This is a genomic window from Streptomyces sp. NPDC044064, assembly GCF_056434245.1.
The window spans coordinates 53,706-66,321 of the sequence record NZ_JBWKFN010000024.1 but is presented as its reverse complement, the minus strand read 5'-3'; the positions used below and the strand labels follow the sequence as shown (position 1 = coordinate 66,321).

The 12,616-nt window shown below is 70.5% G+C and carries 9 protein-coding genes; 7 read left to right on the top strand and 2 right to left on the bottom strand.

What is annotated here, in order from left to right:
* Positions 1 to 26 precede the first annotated feature (26 nt).
* Positions 27 to 224, top strand: a complete 198-nt coding sequence (locus AC07DS_RS32545) for a DUF6191 domain-containing protein (protein WP_479151126.1) — start codon at positions 27 to 29, stop codon at positions 222 to 224.
* A 19-nt stretch (positions 225 to 243) separates the two neighbouring features.
* Here AC07DS_RS32545 and AC07DS_RS32540 read toward each other — a convergent pair whose 3' ends face one another.
* Complete coding sequence (locus tag AC07DS_RS32540; protein WP_479151124.1) at positions 244 to 1,413, bottom strand: PQQ-dependent sugar dehydrogenase; 1,170 nt, start codon at positions 1,411 to 1,413, stop codon at positions 244 to 246.
* A 68-nt stretch (positions 1,414 to 1,481) separates the two neighbouring features.
* On the bottom strand, positions 1,482 to 2,480 hold the full coding sequence (locus AC07DS_RS32535) for an aldo/keto reductase (protein ID WP_479151122.1): 999 nt from the start codon (positions 2,478 to 2,480) through the stop codon (positions 1,482 to 1,484).
* 74 nt (positions 2,481 to 2,554) lie between these two features.
* Between AC07DS_RS32535 and AC07DS_RS32530 the strand changes: the two genes are divergently transcribed.
* The 6 genes from AC07DS_RS32530 (at position 2,555) to serA (ending at position 12,473) form a co-directional block, all read left to right on the top strand.
* Positions 2,555 to 3,508, top strand: a complete 954-nt coding sequence (locus tag AC07DS_RS32530) for a 2-hydroxyacid dehydrogenase (RefSeq protein ID WP_479151120.1) — start codon at positions 2,555 to 2,557, stop codon at positions 3,506 to 3,508.
* Between the two features lie 372 nt (positions 3,509 to 3,880).
* Positions 3,881 to 6,895 (top strand): EAL domain-containing protein, encoded by a 3,015-nt coding sequence (locus AC07DS_RS32525; protein WP_479151118.1) that lies wholly within the window; start codon positions 3,881 to 3,883, stop codon positions 6,893 to 6,895.
* A gap of 243 nt (positions 6,896 to 7,138) precedes the next feature.
* On the top strand, positions 7,139 to 8,989 hold the full coding sequence (locus AC07DS_RS32520) for an acetolactate synthase large subunit (RefSeq protein WP_145883521.1): 1,851 nt from the start codon (positions 7,139 to 7,141) through the stop codon (positions 8,987 to 8,989).
* 21 nt (positions 8,990 to 9,010) lie between these two features.
* The gene (gene ilvN, locus AC07DS_RS32515) at positions 9,011 to 9,535 is read left to right on the top strand and encodes an acetolactate synthase small subunit (protein WP_145883520.1); all 525 of its coding nucleotides are present in this window, start codon (positions 9,011 to 9,013) and stop codon (positions 9,533 to 9,535) included.
* A gap of 120 nt (positions 9,536 to 9,655) precedes the next feature.
* On the top strand, positions 9,656 to 10,654 hold the full coding sequence (gene ilvC, locus AC07DS_RS32510; RefSeq protein WP_479151115.1) for a ketol-acid reductoisomerase: 999 nt from the start codon (positions 9,656 to 9,658) through the stop codon (positions 10,652 to 10,654).
* A gap of 229 nt (positions 10,655 to 10,883) precedes the next feature.
* A complete protein-coding gene (gene serA / locus AC07DS_RS32505; protein WP_145883518.1) occupies positions 10,884 to 12,473 on the top strand; it encodes a phosphoglycerate dehydrogenase in 1,590 nt (529 codons plus the stop codon).
* Positions 12,474 to 12,616 lie beyond the last annotated feature (143 nt).

Genomic DNA, 12,616 nt, shown 5'->3' with positions numbered 1-12,616 from the left:
GAGGAAACCGGCAAGGGGGAGAAGCCGTGTTCAACGCCTTCGAGGAACTGTTCGCACCCGGTCGCAAGCACACCCATGACGAAGAGAAGCGCCTGGAGCTGACCCGGGAGGACGTCGGGGACAACGACCCGAGCCGGGGACCCATAGACCTCGCCTCGGGGAAGGTCGTCGTCCGCGGGCCCAAGCCGCCCTCCCCGGAAGCCGGGGCGGAGGACGACGAGTGACCCACGGATGAGCCGGGAGCTACTTCACTTCCACTTCCAGTACCCGGTCGTCGCCCTTCTTCGGCTTCCCCCGTCCGTCCGTGTTGCTCGTGACCAGCCACACCTTGTCGCCGCCTGCCGGGACCACCGTCCGCAGGCGGCCGTACTCGCCGGTGAGGAAGGCCTGCGGGGCCGCCGCGGCCCCGGTGCCCCGCAGGGGGATGCGCCACAGGCGCCGGCCCTTGAGGGCGGCCATCCAGATGACGCCGCCGACGTAGGCGATCCCGCTGGGGGAGGCCTCGTCGGTGTGCCACTGGGCGATCGGATTGTGGAAACCGGCCCGTGAGGACCTGCCCTCCGCCTGGGGCCAGCCGTAGTTGTCGCCCGGCTTGATCGCGTTCAGCTCGTCCCAGGTGTCCTGGCCGAACTCCGAGGCGAACAGGCGCTGCCTGGAGTCCCAGGCCAGACCCTGGACGTTCCGGTGGCCGTACGAGTACACGGGGGAGCCGGGGAACGGGTTGCCCGGGGCCGGCTCGCCCTCGGGGGTCAGTCGCAGGATCTTGCCGCCCAGGGACTTCTTGTCCTGGGCCAGACCGCGGTCGCCGCTCTCGCCGGTGCCCGCGTAGAGCATCCCGTCGGGGCCGAAGGCGATCCTGCCGCCGTTGTGGATGATTCCCTTGGGGATGCCCTTGAAGATCGTGTCGGGAGCGCCGAGCTGCTCGCCGGCCGGCTTCTGCTCGTCGTACAGCATCCGGACGATGCGGTTGTCCGAGGCCGAGGTGAAGTAGGCGTAGATCATGTGGTCCGAGGCGTAGTCGGGCGACAGGGCGATGCCCAGCAGGCCGCCCTCCCCGGCCGGGGAGACCCCGGAGACCTTGCCCAGCTCGGTCTTCCTGCCCGTCCTCTCGTCGATCCGGGTGATCGTGCCCTCGTCACGGGAGGAGACCAGCAGCCCGCCGCCGGGCAGCGGAGCCAGACCCCACGGTGTCTTCAGCCCCTCGGCCACGGTGCGCAGCACCTTCACCGAGCCCTTGGCCGGAGCGGCCGACTCCGTGGCCCGGGCGGAGGAGGCGGCGGCACCCGGTGACGTCGCGCTCCCGCTGCCGTTCGGCGCGCCGCCGCCGCCACCACCGCCGGAGGAGCAGCCCGCCGTGAGCAGGAGCGCGGTCGCGGCCAACACGGCCGTCACAACTCGACGTTGCACGATCATGGTCCCTTCGGGGCGGTGATCCAGCGGCAGCTGCTCCCATCTCACCACTGCGGGCCCCGCCAGGGCCCTCAGTCCCAGGAACCCCGCGCGGCCGGCAGCCGGGACACCTCCGCCAGGTCCTGCGCGGTCAGCCGCAGCGCGGCCGCCGCCGCGTTCTCCTCGGCCCAGCGCTCCTGCTTGGTGCCGGGCAGCGCGATCACCTGGCCTCCCTGGGCGAGCACCCAGGCCAGTGCCACCTGCGCCGCGGTGACGCCCTCGCCGTGCCGGCGGGCGACACGGCGCAGTCCGGCGACGATCGGCTGGTTGGCCGCCATCATCTCGGCCGTGAAGCGGGGGTGGCGGGCGCGCAGGTCGTCCGGTTCGAAGCCCTCGCCCGGGGTGAGCGTGCCGGTCAGGAAGCCGTTGCCCAGCGGCATCGCCGCCAGGAAGCCCACGCCCCGCGCCGCGCACCACGGCAGCAGCCCGTCCAGCGCCTCCGGCGACCACACCGACAGCTCCGCCTGCACCGCGCTCACCGGGAAGACCTGCTGCATCCGCTGGAGCTGGCGCAGCGTCGGGTCGTACAGCCGGGACCCCGAGCGGCGCCCGCCGCGCGCACCCACCGCGCAGACACCCAGCGCCCGTACCTTTCCCGCCTGCACCAGCTCGGCCATCGCGCCCCACGTCTCCTCGACCGGGACCTCGGGATCCGCGCGGTGCAGCTGGTAGAGGTCGATCACGTCCGTCTGCAGGCGCCGCAGCGAGGCGTCGCAGGCCCGCCGCACATACCCCGGGCGGCCGTTGGCCACGATGTGCTGCTCGCCCACGAGCAGCCCGACCTTCGTCGACACGAAGGCGTCCTCGCGCCGCTCCTTCAGCACCCGCCCCAGCAGCAGCTCATTGGTGAACGGGCCGTACATGTCCGCCGTGTCCAGGAGGGTCGAGCCCAGATCCAGCGCCCGGTGAACAGCTCTGAGCGATAGGTCGCCCCGCTGCCGGGATCCGTTGTACGCCCAGCTCATCGGCATGCACCCGAGTCCGACGGCCCCCACCGCGAGCGCCCCCGCGCCGATCGTCCTGCGCTCCACCTGCTCGTGAACCTCCCTGTGCCGGCCCCCAACCTAACCTCTGCACACGTGTACGACTGACATAGCCTCCTGGCATGAGTGCAGACGTGTGGCTTCCCATCCCGCCGGACGAGATCGAAGGGCTTCCCGAGGGGCTCCGGTACCTGTTCTGGGACGGGGGCGAGAACGGCGACCAGGGGTTTCCGGGCGACCCCGCGGACTGTGTCGTGTACGTGGTGCCGTACATGAAGCGGTGGCCGGTCAAGGTGCGCCCCCTGGAGCATCTGACCGGTGTTCAGGTCATCCAGACGCTCACCGCGGGCGTGGACGACGTCACCGCCCGGCTGTCGGCGATCGTGCCCGGAGTACAGCTGTGCAACGCGCGCGGTGTGCACGAGGCGAGCACGGCGGAACTCGCGCTGACCCTGACCCTGGCCTCCCTGCGCGGCATCCCCGGGTTCGTCCGGGCGCAGCAGGAGGAGCGCTGGCAGAGCGCGTTCCACCCCGCCCTGGCCGACAAGAGCGTCCTCATCGTCGGTTACGGCGCCATCGGCTCGGCCGTGGAAGACCGGCTCGTGCCCTTTGAAGTAGCGCGGGTGGCGCGCGTCGCGCGCTCCAGGCGCACCACGGCGCGCGGTCTGGTGCACCCACTCACCGAATTGCCCTCACTGCTTCCGGAAGCCGATGTCGTGATCCTCTGCACGCCCTTGACGGCGGAGACCCAGGGTCTGGTGGACGCGGAATTCCTGGCCCGCATGAAGGACGGAGCGCTGCTCGTCAACGTCGCCCGGGGAGGGGTCGTCGACACCAAGGCGCTGCTCACGGAGCTGGAGAACGGGCGCATCGCGGCGGCCCTCGACGTGACCGACCCGGAGCCGCTGCCGCCCGGACACCCCTTGTGGCAGGCGCCCGGCGTGCTCATCAGCCCCCATGTGGGCGGGCCCACGTCGGCCTTCCTGCCACGCGCCAAGCGGCTGCTCGTGGACCAGTTGAACCGTTTTGTGAACCGGGAGCCCCTGCGGAACGTGATCCTCACAACAGGGGCGTAATCCGCTTCCGGTACCCTCCGCAATCTTCCGGACGCAGACCGTGCCGGCATATCCGTTGATCGTCACGGAGCGTAGAGAAGCTATGTCCCTGAGTGACGATACTGGTGTATCGTCCCGACAGGGGCTGCGCCGGGGACGTACGGCGCCGGGGATGGACATTTCAGATTTGTGAGGGGGGCGACGGGCGATGCACGGCCTATGGACGAACGATCCGACGCGGCGGAGCCGCCGACGGCGACCCTGGCGCACGGCGGCGCGCAGACGCGGCCACCACATGAGCCATCACAGCCACCACCGCAGGCCGGGCGGCCGCAGGAGGAATGCGCACCGGGACCCACGGGGCCCGGGAGCGGCGCGCACCGGGAGGCCCCGGTGAACGCGCCGCCCTCCGTGACGACCACCCTCGACGGCGCGCTGCGCACACCGCATCCGCCGGGGGCCTCGCTGCCGCCCCGCCGGCCGGCCGCCGGTGACGGGAGGCGACTGGTCCATCAGCTCGCCCTCGCCCTGGTCTGCGGCGCCTATGTCATCGGCTCCATGTTCGACTGGGGTTCGGGCAAACTCGCGCTGATCATGGGCGACTTCGGGCTGACCGCCGCGGCGGGCACCGCCGCAGTCTCCTGTTTCTTCTACGCACGCAGCCCGCGGGTCCGTTTCCGCCCCGCCTGGCTGCTGTTCGCGCTCTCGTCGGCGATGGCCGCCCTGGGCAACGCGGTCTGGGGGTGGTACGAAGTGGTCCTCGGACGACCCGTGCCCAGCCCCAGCTACGCCGACCTGTTCTTCCTGTGCTTCGCGCCGCCCGCCATCGTGGGCCTGCTGGTCCTCGCCAAACGGCCGGTGACACGGGCGGGCTGGATCTGCCTGGCGCTGGACGCCTGGCTGATCGGCGGCTCCCTGCTCACGCTGTCGTGGAGCCTCGCGCTCGCCCAGGCGGCCCGGTTCGACGGGCCGAGCGTCGCGCACACCGCGCTGTCCCTGGCGTACCCGCTGCTCGACATCGCGCTCGTCAGCATGGTCCTCGCCCTGCACTTCCGCCGCACCCCCGGCAACCGCACGGCGGTGAACACCGCGATCGGCGCGCTCGCCCTGACCGTGATGTGCGACGCGCTGTTCACCTCGCCGCTGCTGCACAGCAGCTACCACTCCGGACAGCTGCTGGACGCGGGCTGGTTCGCCGGTTCCCTGCTGCTCGCCTACGCCCCCTGGGCCGCCCCCCGGCGCCCCGGAGCGCAGGACGGCGAGCGGCACGTGCCGGACGGGCACACACGCGTCGTCCACGAGCACGTGCCCGGCCAGCGCGGCACCGGCCACCCCCACGTGCCCGCGCCGGGCGGCGACCACACCCGGTACCCGGCCGGCCGGCCGCTCACCGGCTCCCTCGCCGCGCTCACGCCGTACCTCGCCGCCGCGGTCTGCACCCTGGGCATCCTGTACAACGTCCTCAACGGCCGCCGGCCCGACCACGTCGTGCTGATCACCGCGGGCGGCGTCGTGCTGGCGCTCGTCATGCGCCAGGGCATCATGCTGCTGGACAACATCACCCTCACCCAGGAACTGGCGCAGAAGGAGAACCACTTCCGCTCCCTGGTGCAGGGCTCCAGCGACGTCATCATGATCGCCGCGCCCAACGGCATCCTCCGGTACGTCTCCCCGGCCGCCGCCGGGGTCTACGGACGGCCCGCCGAGGATCTGGTGGGCACCGAACTGGCGGCCCTGATCCACGCGGAGGACCTGGGCTGCGTGGTGCACGAGGTGCGCCGCTTCCTCGCCGCCAGCCCGCTGGAGGAACCCACCACACGCATCGAGTGCCGCTTCCGCTCGGGCGAGGGCGGCTGGCTCAACGTCGAGTCGACCGTCAACCGGCATCACGGCGGCCTGATCTTCAACAGCCGGGACGTGACCGAACGGGTACGGCTGCAGGCCCAGTTGCAGCACAACGCCGAGCACGACCCGCTCACCGACCTGCCCAACCGCGCGCTGTTCACCAGGCGCGTCCAGCAGGCCGTCTCCGGCCGCCGGGCCACCGACCGCGGCGCCGCCCTGAGGGGCACGGCCGTGCTCTTCATCGACCTGGACGGCTTCAAGGCCGTCAACGACACGATCGGGCACCAGGCGGGGGACGAGCTGCTCGTCCAGGCCGCCCGCAGACTCCAGGACGCGGTCCGGCACGGGGACACCGCGTCCCGGCTGGGCGGCGACGAGTTCGCGGCCCTGATCGTCGGGGACGGCACCCGTGACCGTGCCGCCCGGGAGCGGAACATCCTGGAGCTCGCCGACCGCCTCAGGGTGACCCTCTCCCAGCCGTACGCGATCGACGGCAACGATGTCCGTGTCAACGCCTCCATCGGGGTCGCCTTCGCCGAACCCGGCCTCGGCGCGGGCGAGCTGCTGCGCAACGCCGACCTCGCGATGTACCGCGCGAAGTCGGCCGGGAAGGGCCGTGTCGAGCTGTACAAACCGCAGATGCAGCAGGACGTCGTACGTAAGGCGGAGCTGGCCACCCGGCTGCGCGCCGCGCTGCACGACGGAGAGTTCGCGCTGCTGCACCAGCCGGTGGTCTGTCTGGAGAACGGCCGGATCACATCGGTCTCCGCGCAGGCGCGCTGGCGCTCCTCCCAGGGGGTGCTGTTCACCCCGGCCGAGTTCCTGCGGGTGGCCGAGGACGGCGACAAGACCGCCGAGCTGGAGCGCTGGATCCTGGAGGAGGCCGTGGAGCAGGCGGCCGAGCGGGCCGCCACCGGGAGCGTGGTGCCGGTGGCCGTCCGGACGAGTGCCCGGCGGCTGCTGGACCGCTCGACACCGCTCGGCCCCCTGGAGGCGCTGCTGACCCGGCACGGGCTGCCGCCCGGCGCACTGGTCGTCGAGCTGTCCGACACCGACCCCAGGACCTCGCTGGACGAGCTGGAGCGGCGCCTGGCCGCGCTCAGCCGGCTCGGCGTGCGGATCGCGCTCGACGGCTTCGGCAGCGGCTACGCGGCGATCACGGCCCTCAGAAGGCTCCCCGTCGACATCCTCAAACTCGACCGCAGCCTGGTCGACGGTGTCGTGGAGTCCGCGCGGCTGCACAAGATCACCAGCGGGCTGCTGCGCATCGCCGGCGATCTCGGGCTGCAGTCCGTCGCCGAGGGCGTCGACCTGCCGGAGCAGGTGGTCGCGCTGCGCGCGATGGGCTGCACCCATGGGCAGGGCATGGCCTTCGCGGGACCGCTGGACGAGTACCGGCTGCGCCGGGCGCTCGGATCAGGCCATTATCCCGTTCCGCACGCCCCGGCCGAGCCGGCGTTCGCGGGCGGGGGAGCGGGGGTGTACACCGGAGGTGTGTCCGCCGTCTTCGGAGGTGGCAGTGCCCTTCGCTCACATAATGAGACTCCCGTCCCACCCACTTGACACGTGGTGCGCGTCGGGGGGAGGGTCAGTGCCATGCGCACCCGAATTCTCGTACTTGGACAGCGCGTCGGCTGAGCTGGGAACGACCGGAGGACGATCCGGAATCCCCAGCGACCACACCGGCGCGCTCCCCTCGCTTGCCCTACGGCACGAGGGGTTTTTTGTTGCACAGGCACCTGTCGTACCGCAGTCGTACACCGTACAAACCTCGCAAAAACCCTCAGCATCGAGAAGAGAATGCCGATGACCGAGCAGGCCACCGGGGCCCATCCGCAGCCGCGGCCCCGATCCGGAGGACAGCAGTCCGCCCCCGTCGAGCACGTCACGGGTGCGCAGTCCCTCATCCGCTCCCTCGAGGAGGTCGGCGCTGAGACGGTATTCGGCATTCCCGGCGGCGCGATCCTGCCGGCGTACGACCCGCTGATGGACTCCACCCGGGTGCGCCACGTCCTGGTCCGCCACGAGCAGGGCGCCGGCCACGCGGCCACCGGTTACGCGCAGGCCACCGGCAAGGTCGGCGTCTGCATGGCGACCAGCGGCCCCGGCGCCACCAACCTGGTCACGCCGATCGCCGACGCGCACATGGACTCGGTGCCGCTGGTCGCGATCACCGGCCAGGTCGCCTCGAAGTCGATCGGCACGGACGCCTTCCAGGAGGCGGACATCGTCGGCATCACCATGCCGATCACCAAGCACAACTTCCTCGTCACCAAGGCCGAGGACATCCCGCAGGTCATCGCGCAGGCGTTCCACATCGCCTCCACCGGCCGCCCGGGCCCGGTCCTGGTCGACATCGCCAAGGACGCCCTCCAGGCGAAGACCACCTTCTCCTGGCCGCCCACCATGGACCTGCCCGGCTACCGCCCGGTGACCAAGCCGCACGCCAAGCAGATCCGCGAGGCCGCCAAGCTGATCACCGCCGCCAAGCGGCCCGTCCTCTACGTCGGCGGCGGCGTCATCAAGGCGCAGGCCACCGCCGAGCTGAAGGTCCTCGCCGAACTCACCGGAGCGCCCGTCACCACCACCCTGATGGCGCTCGGCGCATTCCCCGACAGCCACCCGCTGCACGTGGGAATGCCGGGCATGCACGGTGCGGTCACCGCCGTCACCGCGCTGCAGAAGGCCGACCTGATCGTCGCCCTCGGAGCCCGCTTCGACGACCGCGTCACCGGCAAGCTGGACAGCTTCGCCCCGTACGCCAAGATCGTCCACGCCGACATCGACCCGGCCGAGATCGGCAAGAACCGCGCCGCCGACGTGCCGATCGTCGGCGACGCCCGCGAGGTCATCGCCGACCTGGTCCAGGCCGTGCAGAAGGAGCACAGCGAGGGCCACAAGGGCGACTACACCGCCTGGTGGAGCGACCTCAACCGCTGGCGCGAGACCTACCCGCTCGGCTACGACCAGCCCGAGGACGGCTCCCTGGCCCCGCAGCAGGTCATCGAGCGCATCGGGCAGCTCGCCCCGGAGGGCACGATCTTCGCCGCGGGCGTCGGCCAGCACCAGATGTGGTCCGCGCACTTCGTCCAGTACGAGAAGCCCGCCACCTGGCTGAACTCCGGTGGCGCGGGCACGATGGGCTACGCGGTCCCGGCCGCCATGGGCGCCAAGGCCGGCCGGCCGGACCGTACGGTCTGGGCGATCGACGGCGACGGCTGCTTCCAGATGACCAATCAGGAATTGACCACCTGCGCCCTGAACAACATCCCGATCAAGGTCGCCATCATCAACAACGGTGCCCTCGGGATGGTCCGCCAGTGGCAGACCCTCTTCTACAACCAGCGCTACTCCAACACCGTGCTGCACTCCGGCCCGGAGGCCACCGGCAAGGAGCCGAGCGCCGGCACCCGCGTCCCCGACTTCGTGAAGCTGTCGGAGGCCATGGGGTGTTACGCGATCCGCTGCGAGCGCCCCGAGGACCTGGACAAGGTCATCGAAGAGGCGAACTCCATCAACGACCGTCCGGTCGTCATCGACTTCATCGTCCACGAGGACGCGATGGTGTGGCCGATGGTCGCCGCCGGCACCTCCAACGACGAGATCCTGGCCGCCCGGGACGTCCGCCCCGACTTCGGCGACAACGAAGACGACTGAGCGAGAGAGACGCAGAAGAAAATGTCCAAGCACACGCTCTCCGTCCTGGTGGAGAACAAGCCGGGCATCCTGGCCCGGATCGCCGCCCTCTTCTCCCGCCGCGGCTTCAACATCGACTCCCTCGCCGTCGGCGTCACCGAGCACGCCGACATCTCCCGCATCACGATCGTGGTGAGCGTCGAAGCCCTGCCGCTGGAGCAGGTCACCAAGCAGCTCAACAAGCTCGTCGAAGTCCTGAAGATCGTCGAACTGGAGCCGGGTTCGGCCGTTCAGCGCGAACTCGTTCTGGTGAAGGTGCGCGCCGACAACGAGACCCGCTCCCAGATCGTGGAGATCGTCCAGCTGTTCCGCGCCAAGACGGTCGACGTCTCCCCCGAGGCCGTGACCATCGAGGCCACCGGGTCCAGCGACAAGCTGTCCGCCATGCTCAAGATGCTGGAGCCGTTCGGCATCAAGGAGCTGGTGCAGTCCGGCACGATCGCGATCGGTCGCGGCGCCCGTTCGATCACGGACCGCTCGCTGCGCGCTCTCGACCGATCCGCGTAAGGCTGGATACGGGCGGTCGGCGCATCGCCGGTCGCCCGTATGCCGAGACCCCGAGACTTTCCGTCCGCTCACCGGCATACGGTGGGACGCACAACCTGCACACCAAGGAGAGAACCCAAAGTGGCCGAGCTGTTCTACGACGCTGACGCCGACCTGTCCATCATCCAGGGCCGCAAGGTCGCGGTCATCGGCTACGGCAGCCAGGGCCACGCGCACGCCCTGTCGCTGCGCGACTCCGGTGTCGACGTCCGTGTCGGTCTGCACGAGGCCTCCAAGTCCAAGGCCAAGGCCGAGGAGCAGGGCCTGCGCGTGGTGAGCCCGGCCGAGGCCGCCGCCGAGGCCGACGTCATCATGATCCTCATCCCGGACCCGATCCAGGCCCAGGTCTACGAGGAGTCCATCGCCCCGAACCTGAAGGACGGCGACGCGCTGTTCTTCGCCCACGGCTTCAACATCCGCTTCGGCTTCATCAAGCCCCCGGCCGGCGTCGACGTCGCCCTGGTCGCCCCGAAGGGCCCGGGCCACCTGGTCCGCCGTCAGTACGAGGAGGGCCGCGGCGTTCCGGCGATCGCCGCCGTCGAGCAGGACGCCACGGGCAACGCCTTCCCGCTGGCCCTGTCGTACGCCAAGGCCATCGGCGGCACCCGCGCCGGTGTCATCAAGACGACCTTCACCGAGGAGACCGAGACCGACCTGTTCGGCGAGCAGGCCGTGCTGTGCGGCGGCACCTCCGCCCTGGTCAAGGCCGGCTTCGAGACCCTGGTCGAGGCGGGCTACCAGCCGGAGATCGCCTACTTCGAGTGCCTCCACGAGCTGAAGCTGATCGTCGACCTCATGTACGAGGGCGGCCTGGAGAAGATGCGCTGGTCCGTCTCCGAGACCGCCGAGTGGGGCGACTACGTCACCGGCCCGCGCATCATCACCGACGCCACCAAGGCCGAGATGAAGCAGGTCCTCGCCGAGATCCAGGACGGCACCTTCGCCCAGACCTGGATGGACGAGTACCACGGCGGTCTGAAGAAGTACAACGAGTACAAGCAGCAGGACGCCGAGCACCTGCTGGAGACCACCGGCAAGCAGCTCCGCAAGCTGATGAGCTGGGTGAACGAGGAGGCGTAAGCCCCACGTCAGGGGGTCGGGGCAAACTGCTCCGGCCCCCTTTGTCCACCCCGTCCAGCCACGGACGGGTGATCCTTCCGCAGAGGCGCAAGACGCCCTCCGGCACGCCACTACACTGCTGCACAACATACGCGTCAGGCCCACAGCGTCGTGCGTCTTCCGCGGCTAGCCCCCTCCACCGCCAGCGGCCGTCGGGACGGCCGTCCGCATTGGACTTGTGAGGACTCACGTGAGCTCGAAACCCGTCGTACTCATCGCTGAAGAGCTGTCGCCCGCGACCGTAGACGCGCTCGGCCCCGACTTCGAGATCCGGCACTGCAACGGCGCCGACCGAGCCGAGCTGCTCCCCGCCATCGCCGACGTCGACGCGATCCTGATCCGTTCCGCCACCAAGGTCGACGCGGAGGCCATCGCCGCCGCGAAGAAGCTCAAGGTCGTCGCGCGAGCCGGCGTAGGCCTGGACAACGTCGACGTCTCCGCCTCCACCAAGGCCGGCGTGATGGTCGTCAACGCCCCGACCTCCAACATCGTCACGGCCGCCGAGCTGGCCTGTGGTCTGCTGCTCGCCACCGCGCGCAACATCCCGCAGGCGAACGCCGCGCTGAAGGTCGGCGAGTGGAAGCGCAGCAAGTACACGGGTGTCGAGCTGGCCGAGAAGACGCTGGGTGTCGTGGGCCTGGGCCGCATCGGTGCCCTTGTCGCGCAGCGCATGTCCGCCTTCGGTATGAAGGTCGTCGCCTACGACCCCTACGTGCAGCCCGCGCGGGCCGCGCAGATGGGCGTCAAGGTGCTGTCCCTGGACGAGCTGCTCGAGGTCTCCGACTTCATCACCGTCCACCTGCCCAAGACCCCCGAGACCCTCGGCCTGATCGGTGACGAGGCGCTGCGCAAGGTCAAGCCGAGCGTGCGCATCGTCAACGCGGCCCGCGGCGGCATCGTCGACGAGGAGGCGCTGTACTCGGCGCTCAAGGAGGGCCGCGTCGCGGGCGCGGGTCTGGACGTGTACGCCAAGGAGCCCTGCACGGACTCCCCGCTGTTCGAGTTCGACCAGGTCGTGGCCACCCCGCACCTCGGCGCCTCGACCGACGAGGCCCAGGAGAAGGCCGGTATCGCCGTCGCCAAGTCGGTGCGCCTCGCGCTCGCCGGTGAGCTGGTGCCGGACGCGGTGAACGTCCAGGGCGGTGTCATCGCCGAGGACGTCAAGCCGGGTCTGCCGCTCGCCGAGCGTCTCGGCCGCATCTTCACCGCGCTCGCGGGCGAGGTCGCGGTCCGTCTCGACGTCGAGGTCTACGGCGAGATCACCCAGCACGACGTGAAGGTGCTGGAGCTGTCCGCGCTCAAGGGCGTCTTCGAGGACGTCGTCGACGAGACGGTGTCGTATGTCAACGCGCCGCTGTTCGCGCAGGAGCGTGGCGTCGAGGTGCGGCTGACCACCAGCTCCGAGTCCGCCGACCACCGCAACGTGGTGACCGTGCGCGGCACGCTCGGCAGCGGCGAGGAGGTGTCGGTCTCCGGCACGCTGGCGGGCCCGAAGCATGTGCAGAAGATCGTCGCGGTCGGCGACTTCGACGTCGACCTCGCCCTCGCCGACCACATGGTCGTCCTGCGCTACGAGGACCGCCCGGGTGTCGTCGGCACCGTCGGCCGCATCCTCGGCGAGGCGGGCATCAACATCGCCGGCATGCAGGTCGCCCGCGCGGCGGTCGGCGGAGAGGCGCTGGCCGTGCTGACCGTGGACGACACGGTGGGCACCGCGGTTCTGGCCGAGGTCGCGTCGGAGATCGGGGCGACGTCCGCCCGCTCGGTGAACCTGGTCTGAGTTTCCGTTGTACAAGGCGCCGGGCGGGCTGAGGAGTTCTCAGCCCGCCCGGCGCTTTTGTGTCGGGGTGTGCGGATTCAACCACAATCTGAGGCGCCGTAGAACTCTCCCTTTCCCGAGTCTCCCCGGAGCGGATCCCCCCA

What these genes read in the sequence shown, in the direction of transcription:
- AC07DS_RS32520 (WP_145883521.1), top strand. Translation starts at nt 7,139, where the DNA reads ATGACCGAGCAGGCCACCGGGGCCCATCCGCAGCCGCGGCCCCGATCC.
- ilvN (WP_145883520.1), top strand. Translation starts at nt 9,011, where the DNA reads ATGTCCAAGCACACGCTCTCCGTCCTGGTGGAGAACAAGCCGGGCATC.
- AC07DS_RS32540 (WP_479151124.1), bottom strand. Translation starts at nt 1,413, where the DNA reads ATGATCGTGCAACGTCGAGTTGTGACGGCCGTGTTGGCCGCGACCGCG.
- AC07DS_RS32530 (WP_479151120.1), top strand. Translation starts at nt 2,555, where the DNA reads ATGAGTGCAGACGTGTGGCTTCCCATCCCGCCGGACGAGATCGAAGGG.